Source organism: Xanthomonas hyacinthi (assembly GCF_009769165.1).
GTDB lineage: Bacteria > Pseudomonadota > Gammaproteobacteria > Xanthomonadales > Xanthomonadaceae > Xanthomonas_A > Xanthomonas_A hyacinthi.
Genome location: NZ_CP043476.1, coordinates 4234524 through 4247348, shown reverse-complemented (window position 1 = coordinate 4247348; position 12825 = coordinate 4234524). Strand labels below are relative to the sequence as shown.

Annotated in this window: 12 protein-coding genes; 2 read left to right on the top strand and 10 right to left on the bottom strand. The window is 70.2% G+C overall.

The window, feature by feature from the left end; genetic code table 11:
* Positions 1–49: 49 nt before the first annotated feature.
* Positions 50–346 carry a DUF1244 domain-containing protein gene (locus tag FZ025_RS18655; RefSeq protein WP_046980895.1) on the top strand — a complete coding sequence of 99 codons (297 nt, stop codon included), beginning with the start codon at positions 50–52 and terminating at the stop codon, positions 344–346.
* Positions 347–355: 9 nt separating this feature from the next.
* Positions 356–1129 (top strand): alpha/beta hydrolase, encoded by a 774-nt coding sequence (locus FZ025_RS18650; RefSeq protein ID WP_046980896.1) that lies wholly within the window; start codon positions 356–358, stop codon positions 1127–1129.
* Between the two features lie 137 nt (positions 1130–1266).
* On the opposite strand, the gene FZ025_RS18645 is transcribed toward FZ025_RS18650, so the two are convergent.
* The 10 genes from FZ025_RS18645 to rlmN all read right to left on the bottom strand — a co-directional run bounded on the left by FZ025_RS18645 (position 1267) and on the right by rlmN (position 12820).
* Positions 1267–3114 carry a monovalent cation:proton antiporter-2 (CPA2) family protein gene (locus FZ025_RS18645; protein ID WP_104558697.1) on the bottom strand — a complete coding sequence of 616 codons (1848 nt, stop codon included), beginning with the start codon at positions 3112–3114 and terminating at the stop codon, positions 1267–1269.
* Positions 3115–3428: 314 nt separating this feature from the next.
* Complete coding sequence (gene moeB / locus FZ025_RS18640) at positions 3429–4568, bottom strand: molybdopterin-synthase adenylyltransferase MoeB (protein ID WP_104558696.1); 1140 nt, start codon at positions 4566–4568, stop codon at positions 3429–3431.
* A 62-nt stretch (positions 4569–4630) separates the two neighbouring features.
* Positions 4631–5848 (bottom strand): molybdopterin molybdotransferase MoeA, encoded by a 1218-nt coding sequence (locus FZ025_RS18635; RefSeq protein ID WP_104558695.1) that lies wholly within the window; start codon positions 5846–5848, stop codon positions 4631–4633.
* Positions 5845–6450, bottom strand: coding sequence for a molybdenum cofactor guanylyltransferase (mobA, locus tag FZ025_RS18630; protein WP_104558694.1), 606 nt, complete (start codon positions 6448–6450; stop codon positions 5845–5847). Before mobA ends, FZ025_RS18635 begins: the two co-directional genes overlap by 4 nt.
* Before the next feature lie 7 nt (positions 6451–6457).
* Positions 6458–7855: a ribosome biogenesis GTPase Der gene (der, locus tag FZ025_RS18625; protein ID WP_046980372.1), complete on the bottom strand. Its 1398-nt coding sequence runs from the start codon at positions 7853–7855 to the stop codon at positions 6458–6460.
* A 15-nt stretch (positions 7856–7870) separates the two neighbouring features.
* Complete coding sequence (bamB, locus tag FZ025_RS18620; RefSeq protein ID WP_104558699.1) at positions 7871–9229, bottom strand: outer membrane protein assembly factor BamB; 1359 nt, start codon at positions 9227–9229, stop codon at positions 7871–7873.
* Entirely contained in the window at positions 9226–9864 is a 639-nt protein-coding gene (locus FZ025_RS18615; protein ID WP_046978904.1) for a YfgM family protein, read from the bottom strand. The genes bamB and FZ025_RS18615 overlap by 4 nt, the downstream gene beginning before the upstream one ends.
* 64 nt (positions 9865–9928) lie before the next feature.
* Positions 9929–10813 carry a helix-turn-helix domain-containing protein gene (locus tag FZ025_RS18610; RefSeq protein WP_046978905.1) on the bottom strand — a complete coding sequence of 295 codons (885 nt, stop codon included), beginning with the start codon at positions 10811–10813 and terminating at the stop codon, positions 9929–9931.
* On the bottom strand, positions 10810–11628 hold the full coding sequence (locus FZ025_RS18605; protein WP_046978906.1) for a tetratricopeptide repeat protein: 819 nt from the start codon (positions 11626–11628) through the stop codon (positions 10810–10812). The genes FZ025_RS18610 and FZ025_RS18605 overlap by 4 nt, the downstream gene beginning before the upstream one ends.
* Entirely contained in the window at positions 11615–12820 is a 1206-nt protein-coding gene (gene rlmN / locus FZ025_RS18600; protein ID WP_386269116.1) for a dual-specificity RNA methyltransferase RlmN, read from the bottom strand. The genes FZ025_RS18605 and rlmN overlap by 14 nt, the downstream gene beginning before the upstream one ends.
* Positions 12821–12825: the final 5 nt, after the last annotated feature.

Sequence of the window (12825 nt, the reverse complement as noted above, 5' to 3'; positions counted from 1 at the left end):
GGGCGAGCGGGTGTAGAGTCTGGGGACTCCTATTGTCCCCGATTCCGCCATGACCGACACCACCCGCATCGAGGCCGCCGCGTTCCGGCGGCTGCTGCAACACCTCAATCAGGACCGCAGCGACGTGCAGAACATCGATCTGATGATCCTGGCCGGCTTCTGCCGCAACTGCCTGGCCGACTGGTACCGCGAGGCTGCGGCCACCGAAGGGCAGACGCTGAGCAAGGAACAGGCGCGCGAGCGCGTCTACGGCATGCCGTTCACCGACTGGAAGGCGCAGTTCCAGGCCGAGGCCACGCCGGAACAACTGGCAGCCTTCGCCGACGCGCAGCGCCGGCACGGCTAGGCGCTGACGATGCTGCGCCACCTGGGCATCGCCGCGGCCATCGCAGCCGTCGCCTACCTGGTCGTCTGCGCCCTGCTCTACCTGGGCCAGCGCGACCTGCTGTATTTCCCGCAGGCGACGCGGGTGGCGGCGGCGCAGACCGATTTCGTCCTGCAGCGCAGCCCGGCGTTGCGCCTGCGCGGCTGGCAGGTCAACCCGGGCCGCGACAAGGTCCTGCTGTACTTCGGCGGCAACGCCGAGGACCTGCGCCAGGCGCGCGCGCAGCTGGCGCCGCTGCTGCCCGACTACAGCCTGTACCTGCTGGCCTACCGCGGCTATGGCGCCAGCGACGGCACGCCGAACGAGGCGGCGCTGATCGGCGATGCGCTGGCGCTGTACGACCATGTGCGCGCTACGCAGCCGCAATCCGGGATCGCGGTGCTCGGGCGCAGCCTGGGCAGCGGCGTGGCCAGCCAGCTGGCGGCGCGGCGGCCGCTGGCGCGGCTGGTGCTGGTCACCCCGTTCGACAACCTGGCCGCGGCCGCGCAGGCGCATTATCCGTGGGCGCCGGTGCGCCGGCTGCTGCGCGACCGCTACGACTCGGCCAGCGCGCTGCGCGCCTACCGCGGTCCCCTGCTGGTGTTACGCGCCGGGCGCGACCAGGTGGTGCCGGCGGCGAGCACGCAGCGCCTGCTCGATTCCCTGGCGCAGACGCCCACCGTGGTCGCGATGCCGCGCGCCGGACACGACGACATCAGCGCCGATCCGCGCTATGCGCAGGCGTTGCAGGCGTTTTTGCGCTGACGCGGTATCGGCTCGGACATTTACAGCCAGCGCAGTGCTGTGGGAGCGACTTCAGTCGCGACAGAGGCATTACCGGTAAAGCCTGTCGCGACTGAAGACGCTCCCACAATAATCGCTCCCAGGATGTGCAACCGCGGCTAATCGCCGCGGCGCTGGTCAGCGGCCTCCGCCGGCACCGCCTCCGGATTGAGCGTGCGGCTCTCGCGCCGCGGCGGGGTGAACGGGGTCGGCTTGGGCACGGCCGGGGCGATGTTGCCGTACATCAGGCCGCTGCCGGCGCGCACATCGCCGGCGGCGAGCTCCAGATCCAGGCGCTCGGCGTCGCGGCGGCGGATCTCGTGGGCGATGCTCGCGGCCTCGTCTTCGTCCATGCCCAGTTCGACCAGCGCAGCCTGGCCGAACTCCACCGCCGATTCGAAGGTCTCGCGGATCTGGTAGTCCACCCCGGCGGCGATCAGCTGCAGCGAATGCTCGCGGTCGTAGGAGCGCACCAGCAGCTTGGCGTGCGGGAATTCCTGCGTGGCCAGCTCGACGATGCGGTTGGCCGCCTCGCGGTTGTCGATGCACACCGCGATCGCGCGCACGCTATGCGCGCCGGAGGCGTGCAGCACATCCAGGCGGGTGCCGTCGCCGTAGTAGATCTTGAAGCCGAACTCGGCCGCGCTCTGGATCATCTCGATGTCGTTGTCGATGATGGTCACGTCCACGTCGCGCGCCAGCAGCGACTGGCTGGCGACCTGGCCGAAGCGGCCGAAGCCGATGATCAGCACGCTGCCGGTCAGCCCGTCGGCCGCTTCCACGCCGTCCAGCGACGGCGCCTCCACCGGCGCCCAGCGCCGGTACAGCAGCACGAACAGCGGGGTCAGCGCCATCGACAGCACCACGATCGCGGTGAGGTTGGCATTGACCTGCGCATCGATGACCCCGGCCGCGCCCGCGGCGGCGAACAGCACGAACGCGAACTCGCCGCCCTGCGCCATCAGCACGCCGCGGTCCAGCGCCTGCGCGTGGCCGCTGCCGGTGAGCCGCGCGACCAGATAGATGCACGCGGCCTTGGCCGCCATGAAGGCGAGCACGCCGCTGAGGATCAGCGTCCAGTTCGCGGCCACCACCGCCAGGTTCAGGGCCATGCCCACGCCGAGGAAGAACAGCCCGAGCAGGATGCCGCGGAACGGCTCGATGTCGGCTTCGATCTGATGGCGGAAGGTGGACTCGGACAGCAGCACCCCGGCCAGGAACGCGCCCATCGCCATCGACAGCCCACCGAGCTGCATCAGCAATGCCGCGCCCAGCACCACCAGCAATGCCGCCGCGGTCATCACTTCGCGCGCCTTGGCCGCGGCCAGCAGCCGGAACAGCGGGTTCAGCAGCCAGCGCCCGGCCACCAGCAGGCCGACGATCGCCGCCGCGCCGATGCCGATGCCGATCCAGCGCGACGGCGCATCGGCGGCGGCCGGCACCGGCGCCATCCACGCCACCACCGCCAGCAGCGGCACGATCAGCAGATCCTCGAACAGCAGGATCGCGACGATCTTCTGCCCGGCCGGCAATGCGATGTCGCCGCGCTCGCCGAGCAACTGCATCACCACCGCGGTGGAGGTGAGCACGAAGCCGGACGCGGCGATGAAGGCCACCGGCAAGGAGAACCCGAAGCCCAGCCCGACCCCGGTCAGCACCGCGGCGCAGACCGCGATCTGCAGCGTGCCCAGGCCGAAGATCTGCTTGCGCAGGCTCCACAGATGCGAAGGCCGCATCTCCAGCCCGATCACGAACAGGAACATCACCACGCCCAATTCGGCCACGTGCAGGATCGCCTGCGGATCGGCGAACCAACCCAACCCGAACGGCCCGATCGCCAGGCCCGCGGCCAGATAGCCGAGCACCGAGCCCAGGCCCAGGCGGCGGAACACCGGCACCGCCACCACCGCGGCGCCGAGCAACGCCACCACCTTGATCAATTCACTGCTGTCGGCTGCACTGGTCATGCGTCGATTCTACGCACAAGGCCGCGGCGCCCCCATGCACCGGTGTGCGGCATGGCGGGCGGAGCACTGCGGCACATGCATGCAGTGCCGTAGCGCGTGTCGCATCACGGCCATGGAGGTCGCCGCGACGCCAACGACGGCAGCGATCAGAGCAGGCATCGCCCTTCCCTTCTCCCACCGGGACCATGGCCCCATTTTCGGGAGAAGGTGCCCCGCAGGGGCGGATGAGGGTACGGGCGAAGCCTTGCGATCGAACAGCGCGTGGGCTTCGCTCCGTACCCTCACCCCAACCCCTCTCCCGATGGGAGAGGGGCTTATTGCTCCGCGCTGCAGAACCGCGCGTAGTCGATGTAGCCGGGGAACGCCAACCCCGGCGCGCATACCGGGCACTGCGGGTCGGCGGCCAGGCGGGTTTCGCGAAAGCGCATCGCCAGCGCGTCGAAGTACAGCAGGCGACCGCGCAGCGGCTCGCCGATCTCCAGCAGCAGCTTCAACACTTCGTTGGCCTGCAGCAGGCCGACGATGCCCGGCAGCACGCCGAGCACGCCGGCCTCGGCGCAACTGGGCGCGAATTCCGGCGGCGGCGGCTCCGGGAACAGGCAGCGGTAGCACGGCGCCTGCCCGCGCCGGCGGCCGGCGTCGAATACGCTGACCTGGCCCTCGAAACGCTGCACCGCGCCGTAGACCAGCGGCTTGCCCAGCTTCACGCAGGCGTCGTTGAGCAGATAACGCGCCGGGAAATTGTCCGAACCGTCGAGCACCACGTCCACGTCCTGCAGCAGGCGCTCGACATTGGCCGAGCTCACCCGTTCGCGTATCGCCTCGACCTGCACGCCCGGATTCAGTGCGCTCAACGCCGCGGCCGCCGACGCCACCTTGGGCTGCCCGACCCGCGCTTCGGTATGCAGGATCTGCCGCTGCAGGTTGCTGCGATCGACCACATCGTCGTCGGCGATGCGCAGCTGGCCGACCCCGGCCGCGGCCAGGTAGAAGCCCGCCGGCGAACCCAATCCGCCGGCGCCGACCAGCAGCACGCGTGCGGCCTGCAGCCGCCGCTGGCCGTCGATGCCGACTTCGGGCAGGCGCAGGTGGCGCGAATAACGCTCGAAGAAATCCTGCTGCTGCGGCGCCAGCGCCGGCCGCTGCAGCGGCAATCCGTCGCGCTGCCAGCGCGTGGTGCCGCCCAGCACCGAGGCGACCGAGCAATAACCTGCCTGCTGCAGGAACAGCGCCACCTCGTGCGAGCGCTTGCCGCTCTGGCAGATCAGGATCGTCTCGGCATCGGCTGCGCCGAGATGCGCGGCCGGGTCGTCCTGCAACTGCGCGCGGGCCACGCCGAGCGCGCCTTCGGCCATACCGGCGGCGCGCTCGTGCTCCTCGCGCACATCGATCAGCCGCGCGCCTAGGGCGCTGCGCTCGCGGGCCTGCTGCGGGGTCAGTTCTCGAATGCTCATGGACGCATTATCGGCGCAAACCCGCAGCGCGTCCCTCGCGCCGGGACGCGCACGTGCAAGGCTCAGTACGGGAACACCTCGACCACCTCGCCGGCGTCGAAGCGACGCGCGCCCTCGTCCAGGCGCAGCAGCACGTCGCTGTCGGCGGCGCCGCGCAGGCGGTGCGAACCGTCGGCCGGGTTCGGTTCCACCCACAGCTGCCCGTGCGCGTCGCAGCGCATGCGCCCGCGCAGGAACTCCAGGCGGTCGTGGCGCTTGTCCCAGCCCGAGGCCAACCGCGCGCGCCATTGCGGGCGCGGCTCGGCGCGCTGCTGCAGCGCGTCCAGCAGTGGCCGCCCGATCGCCATGAACGTGGCCAGCACCGACACCGGATTGCCCGGCAGGCCCAGGAACAGGGCGCGGTCCAGCTCGCCGAACAGCAACGGCATGCCCGGGCGCATGCGCACCTTCCAGAAATGGATGCGGCCGCGCTCGGCCAGCAGCCGCGGCAGGTAGTCCTTCTCGCCGGCGGAGACGCCGCCGCAGGTCAGCACCACGTCGAACGCCGAGGCCGCATCGCCCAGCATGCTGTCGATCCGCAGCGGATCGTCCGGCAGCGTCGGCCACGCGGTCGGCTCCAGGCCGAGCAGGCGCAGCTGCGCCATCAGCATGTCGCGGTTGCTGTTGTAGATCTGCCCGGGCTTGAGCGGTATGCCCGGCTCGACCAGCTCGTCGCCGGTGGCGAACACCGCCACGGTCGGTCGCGACGCTACCGCCAACTGCGCCACGCCGAGCGCGGCGGCCAGGCCGATCCGCGACGGGGTCAACGCCACGCCCGCTTCGAGCACGCGCTCGCCGGCACGCACGTCCTCGCCGCGCGCACGCACGTGCGCACCGGCGGCCGGCGCGGCCGGCACCTGCACCTGGCCGTCGCGCTCGATGACGTTTTCCTTGATCGCCACCGTATCGGCACCCGCCGGCAGCGGCGCGCCGGTGGTGATGCGCAGGCATTCGCCGACGCCGATCGCCTGCTGCAGGTCCTCGCCGGCGAACTGCTCGCCGGCCAGGCGCAGCAGGCTCGGCGCATCCGGGTTCAGATCGGCATGGCGCAGTGCGAAGCCGTCCATCGCGCTGTTGGCGAACGGCGGCAGGTCGATCGGCGCGTCCAGCGCTTCGAGCAGGATGCGGCCATCGGCGCGCGGCAGCGCCAGGCGTTCGGCCGGCAATGGGCGCGACTGGGCGACGGCGGCGACGATGGCCAGCGCCTCGGAATAGGCAATGCGGGAGGGATAGTCGTTCATGGCGCCGGCAGGATACCCGCTGCGTCCAGATCCTGCGGCGTGTTGAGGTTGCCCAGGACCACCCCGGGCAGGCGCACGCAGGCCATCGCCAACGCTTGCTGCAGGGCGCGCGGCGCGTAGTCTCGGGCCGCCAGCGCCGCGGCCAGCGCAGGACGCACGCGGGCGACGCGGTACAGCGCCACCAGCGGCTGCACGCCGTCGTCGTCTTCGAGGTAGGCGCCATCGCCGGCGCCGGCAGCCTCGATCAGCAGCGTCGGCAGTGCCGGCGGAAGCCGGCACAGGTCCACCGGCAAGGTCAGCAGCCATGGCGTGGCGCAGGCCGCGGCCAGCGCATCCAGGCCGGCGATCGGCCCCAGCGAGCGTTCGGCGCCAGGCGGCGCGACGATCCGATCGGGCAGCGCGTGCAGTCCGACGGCGGCGTAGCGCGGCAGCGCGCGGTTGGCGCTGACCAGCACCGCCGCCACCGATGGCGCCAGCGCCTGCGCCAGGCGCTGCACCAGCGCCTGCCCATCGCGTTGCAGCCAGGCCTTGTCGCGGCCGCCCAGGCGTTGCGCGCGGCCGCCGGCGAGGATGCCCAGCGTGACCTCGCGCCGCGCGTCCATCGCCTGGCTACTTGCCGCGGACGTGTTTCATCAGGCGCCGCTTCTTGGCGACCTGGCGCTCGGTCAGCACGTTCTTCTTGCCTTCGTACGGATTGGCGCCTTCGCGGAACATGAAGCGCACCGGCGTGCCGACCAGCTTGAAGCGCTTGCGGAAGAAGTTCTCCAGATAGCGCTTGTACGACTCCGGCAGCACCTTCAGGCGGGTGCCGTGGACGATGAAGGTCGGTGGATTGCTGCCGCCCGGATGCACGTAGCGCAGCTTGGAGACGTGGCCGCGGATGCTCGGCGGCGGATTGGTCGCGTAGGCCACTTCCAGCGCCTGGTTGACTTCGCTGGTGCTGAATTCGCGCACCGCCGACGCGTGCGCGCTGTGGATCGAACGGAACAGCTCGCGCAGGCCGGAGCCGTGCTTGGCCGAGATCCGCACCGCCTCGGCCCAGGGCACGAAGCCGAGCTTGCGCGACAGCAGCGCCTCGGCCTGTTCGCGCTGGTAGTCGGTCAGCCCGTCCCACTTGTTGACCGCCACCACCAGGGCGCGGCCGGCATCCAGGATCGCGCCGAGCACGCTGGCGTCCTGATCGGTGACGCCTTCGGTGGCGTCGAGCAGCAGCACCGCGACCTCGCATTGCTCGATCGCCTGCAGCGTTTTGAACACGCTGAATTTCTCCACCGCCTCCTCGACCCGGCCGCGACGGCGCAGGCCGGCGGTGTCGATCAGCCGGTACAGGCGGTCGTCGCGCTGCAGGTCGACCGCGATCGAATCGCGGGTGGTCCCCGGCACTTCCGAAGCGATCATCCGCTCTTCGCCCAGCAGCCGATTGACCAGCGTCGACTTGCCCACGTTGGGGCGGCCGACGAAGGCGATGCGCATGCGCCTGGGATCGGTGTCCAGCGTCGCGCCAGCGCCCTCTTCGGGCAGCCGCGCCAGCACTTCCTCGAGCAGGTCGTCGATGCCGTGGCGGTGCGCCGCGGACACCGCGATCGCCTCGCCCAGGCCATAGCGCGCGAATTCGGCGCGCACCTGGTCCTCGTCGGTGCCGTCGATCTTGTTGATCAGCAGCAACGTCGGCCGCGCCAGCTTGCGCAGCCAGGCCAGGATCTCGTCGTCGAGCGAGGACGAACCCTCGCGCCCGTCGACCACGAACAGCACCAGGTCGGCTTCGCCGGCGGCGGAACGCGCCTGGTCGGCGGTGGCGCCGGCCAGGCCTTCTTCCTCGCCGGAAATGCCGCCGGTGTCGACGATCACGAACGGGGTGTCCGGCTCCAGTCGGCACACACCGTAATTGCGATCGCGGGTGACGCCGGGCTGGTCATGGACCAGCGCGTCGCGGCTGCGCGTGAGCGCATTGAACAGCGTGGACTTGCCGACATTCGGCCGTCCAACCAGGGCGACCAGCGGCAGCATCGCGAATTCCTTCCCTTATTGACCCAACCGGAACGCGGTCAGGTCGCCTTTCGTGTTCTGGACCAGCAGGATGCCATCGGCCACCACCGGCTGCGCTACCAGCGCCTTGCGTCCCACCCGCTCGCGTGCGGCGATCTCGCCGTTGTCGAGCTTGAGCCAATGCAGATAGCCCTTGTAGTCGCCGACCACGGCGTAGTCGCCCTGGATCGCCACGCCGGTCAGCGAGCGCCGCGCCAGCGCCGGCTGCGACCAGGTCGCCGCGCCGGTGGCCTTGTCCAGCGCCCACACCGAACCGGCGTTGTCGGCCACCACCACGCTGCTGGAGCTGACGCCCACGCCGCCGGCGCCGCCATGATCGCGGGTCCACAGCGGGCGGCCGCTGGGGCCTTCCAGCGCCAGGGTCTGGTTCTTGAAGCTGGTCGCATACAGGGTGGTGCCGTCCAGCACCGGCGCGCCGTCCACGTCGGACATGCGCTCCAGTTCGGTGCGGCCTTCCGGCACGCCGATGGTCTGCTCCCACAGCACGCGCCCGTCCTGCATCGCCAGCGCCGCCAGGGTGCCGTCGTCGTTGCCGATGAACAGCACGCCCGGGCCGGACACCACCGGCGCGTTGCCGCGCACGGTCAGGGTCGGCAGTTCCTGCACGTGGAACCAGCGCTGCTGCCCGGTGCTCGCATCGAACGCGGTGACGTGGCCGTCGTTGCTGCGCACGAACACCAGGTTCTGCGAGACCACCGGCGCGGCGATCACTTCGTTGGGGACTTTGGCGTGCCACTTCTCGGTGCCGCTGGCGGCGTCGAGCGCGATCACTTCGCCATTCAGGCCGCCCACCACCACCAGCCCCTCGCCCACCCCGGGACCGCCGGCGAAGCGCGGCAGCGGACGGTTCTTCTCCAGCCGCTTGCGCTCCTTGGCCTGCTGCTTCTCGTTGCGCAGGCGCTGCTTGTAGGCGGCGCGCTCGTCCTTGGACAGGCCCTTGCTGGACTCGCCCTCGACCTGGCTCTCCGGCTGCTCCTGCACCTGCGACAAGCGCGCCTTGCGCGCCTTCTTGGCGTCGTATTTCCACAGCGTCTTGCCGGTCTGCAGGTCCAGCGCGTAGACCGAACCGGAGACCGCGGCCACGTACACCTTGCCGTCGGCCACGGCCGGATGCTGGCGCACGCCGATGCGCTGCTCGCCCTTGCCGGCATCGGTGGACCACAGCTTGACGATCTTCACCGAGGGCTTGAAATCGACCAGCTCGGCCGGCTCGGCGGCCTTCTTGGCGGCCGCGTCCTTGCCCGCGAACCAGCCCTTGACCGTGCTGCAACCGGACAGCGCCAGACCCAGCAGCGCGATGGTCGCGATGCGCTTGAACATGACTACCTTCATCAGATCGGCTCCGCAGGATTCGGCACGGTGCCGCCTGCATCCATCAATTTCGTTTCCAGCAGTCGCCGTTGCGGCGCCGCCACGTCCAGGGTCGTCAGCGACTTGGCGTACGCCTCGCGTGCCGCCTCGCGCTTGCCCTGCGCGATCAGCGCATCGCCGCGGATCTCCAGGCTCTGGTTGTCGTCGGCCGAGGCCAGCAGCTTCAGCGCTTCGTCGCTCTTGCCGGTCTGGATCAGCAGCCGCGCCACGCGCTGGTCGATCAACAGCTTCAGCTCGCCCTCGGCCTTGAGCCCGCGCAGTGTGGCCAGGGCCTGGTCGTAGCTGCCGGCATCGGCCTGCGCCTTGGCCAGGCGCAGCGCAGCCAGTTCGGCGTAGATGTTGGCCGGGCCCTGCTGCAGCGCCGCCATGTCCTTGCCCGCCTTGTCCAGTTGCTTGGCCTGGATGCTCTTGAGCACGGCGTCGTAGCGGGAATTGGCCAGCGCAAGGTCGTTGGAATGCTGCCTGGTCCACCACTGCCAGCCAATGATCGCGCCGATGCCCAGGGCAATGCCGCCGATCAGGCCGGCGCCGTTTTTCCTGAGCCAAGTGCGGACGCGTTCGCTTTGTTCGTGCTCGTCGAGCAGGTCGTCGATCGCCATGCGTACTCTCGCCCCGCCGCAACGACGGGACATGGAATGTTGAGATTGAGGAACCGCGCCGCCGTCACTCGGACGCTGGCACCACGGAACCGTCAGAGGATACCGCAAAGCGGGCCACGTTCGCGCGCTTGTACGGGGTCAGATCCACGGTACTACCGGATTGCTGAACCTGGACCGCCGACGCATTGCCGAGCACGATGCGGCCCACTTGACCCGGCGCGTAGTCGCGCTTTTCGCCGGCTTTCAGCAACGCCTTCTCCAGCGGCGTGCCGTCCGGGGCGATGATCTGCACCCAGCTGTCGCCCTGGAACGACAGGCTCAGGCCGGCCTTTTCCGCGGCGCTGGAAGTGCGCTGCGCTTCGCTGGACGCGCGCGGCAGCGGCGTCAGCGAAGCGATGTACGGCGCCGCGCTGGGCACGGTGCGGTTGACCGGCGCGGCGGGCTGCGCATTGCTGCCGCCGGCGCCGGGCGGCGCCGGCGGCGCGGCGTCGCCCGGGGTCGCCGGCACCACGTCCAGCGACGCGGTGCTGGGGCCATCCTCGGCGAAATGGGTGCGGGTGGCGTACCAGACCGGCACCGCCAGTCCGGCGGTGATCACCACGTACACCAGGCGCCGGGTGGCGTTCTCGAGCATGCGCCGCAGCGGCGGCGTATGCGTATGGCTGATCAGCTCCACCGGCTGCACCGGCGCGAGGTGCGCGCTCTCCAGCAGCGGCTCCAGGTCCACCCCGAGCAGGCGCGCGTAGCTGCGCAGCTGGCCGCGCACGAACACCGGCGCGCTGAGGCGCTGCCACTGTTCGGTTTCCAATGCACGGATCACGTGCACCGGCATGCGCAAGCGGCTACCGACCTCGTCGATGCTCAGGCCCGCCGCTTCGCGCGCTTCGCGGAGATGTTGCCCGCAACCTTTGGCGCCGTCGAAAGCGTTCGGATTGGAATCACTGATCACAATGCACTAGCCCCGGGAGTGGTGGTCGCGGCATCGGGAAACTCCTTGCGCAACCGCTGTTGGTAACGGCCGGCGGCAGCCATGTCGCCCAGCCCTTGTTCAATCTGAATAGCAAGTTGTAACACGGATGCAGTGGCCGGTGCAGCCGCCAGACGCCGTTCCGAGAAGGCGCGCGCCTCGAAAAAGCGCGTCTGCGCCGCTTCGTCGCGCGCCATCGCTTCCAGCGCGTAGGCGTTGTCCGGCTGCAGCGCCAGCGCCTTGCGCAGCTCGCGTGCGCCGCGCTCGCGCTGACCTGTCTGCAGCGCGCAACCGCCGGCATTGGCCAAGGCCGATGCCGGCGTGGCGTAGCCCGGCGCCGCCAGGGCGCGATCGAACCACTGCAGCGACTCGGCGGCGGCACCGTTCGCGCACAGCCAGGCGCCGTAGTTGTTCAAGGTCTCGCCGCGGTTCGGCGCCAGTTCGGCCGCCTTGCGGTAATGCTCGCCGGCCGCGGCGGCATCGCCGCGGCGTCCGGCGACCACCGCCAGCAGCGTGTGCGCCTGCACCGAATCCGGCGCCAGCGCCAGGGCCTTGCGCGCATGCTCCTCGGCGCCGGCCAGATCGCCGCCGCTGAGCCGGTTGCCGGCCAACCCCAGCTGATCCTGCAGCGCATAGCGCGCCTTGACCGCGCCGTTGTCGCGAAAGTCGTAGTCCGGCGCCGCGTGCCCGGCGCTGCGCAGCTTGCCCGGCTTGGTGCCGTGCCCGGCGCAGGCCGACAGCGCCAGTAGCGCCGCGACCGACACCGCGATGCACAGGGCGTGCCTAGGCCGCCGCATCCCGGTCCGCCTGCGTCTGCAACTGGCGCTGGAAGTCGGCCTGGCGGCGGGTGCGGTCCAGCACCTGCCCCTTGAGCTGGCCGCAGGCCGCGTCGATGTCGTCGCCGCGCGTGCGCCGCACCATGGTCAGCACCTGCGCATCGAGCAGGATCTTCTGGAACGCGCGGATTTCCGTCTCGCCGGAGCGCTCGTAGCGCGTGCCCGGGAACGGATTGAACGGAATCAGATTGACCTTGCCCGCGTTCGACGTCTGCACCACGTTGTCGAACTGGCGCATCAGCCGCGCCAGCTGCCGCGCGTGTTCGGGCTGGTCGTTGATGCCCTTCATCAGCGTGTATTCGAAGGTCACCGATTCGCGGCGCTTGTTGGCGCGCAGATAGCGCGCGCAGGCGGCCATCAATTCGGCGACCGGGTATTTCCTGTTGAGCGGCACCAGCGTCTCGCGCAGCGCGTCGTCGGCCGCATGCAGCGACACCGCCAGCGACACGTCGCTCTCGCTGGACAGACGGTCGATCATCGGCACCAGGCCGGAGGTGGACAGCGTGACCCGCTTGTTGGCCAGGCCGTAGCCCAGGTCGTCGCGCATCACGCTCATCGCGCGCACGACGTTGTCGAAATTCATCAGCGGCTCGCCCATGCCCATCATCACCACGTTGGTGAGACGGCGCTGCTGATGCGGCACGTTGCCCAGATGCCGCGCCGCGACCCACACCTGGCCGACGATCTCGGCGGTGGACAGGTTGCGGTTGAAGCCCTGGGTGGCGGTGGAGCAGAACGTGCAGTTGAGCGCGCAGCCGACCTGGGAGGACACGCACAGCGTGCCGCGGCCCTTGTCGGGGATGTAGACGGCCTCGATCGCGTTCTTGCCGTCGCTGCCCATCGCCAGCAGCCACTTGTGGGTGCCGTCGCTGGAGGGCTTGTCGAACACGATGTTGGGGACGACGACCTCGGCATGCTGCTGCAGCTTGGCACGCAGCGCCTTGCCGAGGTCGGTCATCTGGTCGAAGTCGGTGACGTAGCGGTGGTGGATCCACTTCATCACCTGGTGGGCGCGGTAGCGCGCTTCGCCGAGGCTCTCGGCGAAGAAGCGCTCCAGGCCCTCGCGATCGAGGTCGAGCAGGTTCTGCTTGGCGGCCGCACCGGTCCGGGTCGGATCGGCGAGCGCCAAGGGAGTGTGGGCGACCTCGTTCACGATGA

What these genes read in the sequence shown, in the direction of transcription:
- FZ025_RS18655 (WP_046980895.1), top strand. Translation starts at nt 50, where the DNA reads ATGACCGACACCACCCGCATCGAGGCCGCCGCGTTCCGGCGGCTGCTG.
- moeB (WP_104558696.1), bottom strand. Translation starts at nt 4,568, where the DNA reads ATGAGCATTCGAGAACTGACCCCGCAGCAGGCCCGCGAGCGCAGCGCC.
- FZ025_RS18650 (WP_046980896.1), top strand. Translation starts at nt 356, where the DNA reads ATGCTGCGCCACCTGGGCATCGCCGCGGCCATCGCAGCCGTCGCCTAC.
- FZ025_RS18645 (WP_104558697.1), bottom strand. Translation starts at nt 3,114, where the DNA reads ATGACCAGTGCAGCCGACAGCAGTGAATTGATCAAGGTGGTGGCGTTG.
- FZ025_RS18635 (WP_104558695.1), bottom strand. Translation starts at nt 5,848, where the DNA reads ATGAACGACTATCCCTCCCGCATTGCCTATTCCGAGGCGCTGGCCATC.
- FZ025_RS18605 (WP_046978906.1), bottom strand. Translation starts at nt 11,628, where the DNA reads ATGCGGCGGCCTAGGCACGCCCTGTGCATCGCGGTGTCGGTCGCGGCG.
- der (WP_046980372.1), bottom strand. Translation starts at nt 7,855, where the DNA reads ATGCTGCCGCTGGTCGCCCTGGTTGGACGGCCGAATGTCGGCAAGTCC.
- FZ025_RS18615 (WP_046978904.1), bottom strand. Translation starts at nt 9,864, where the DNA reads ATGGCGATCGACGACCTGCTCGACGAGCACGAACAAAGCGAACGCGTC.
- mobA (WP_104558694.1), bottom strand. Translation starts at nt 6,450, where the DNA reads ATGGACGCGCGGCGCGAGGTCACGCTGGGCATCCTCGCCGGCGGCCGC.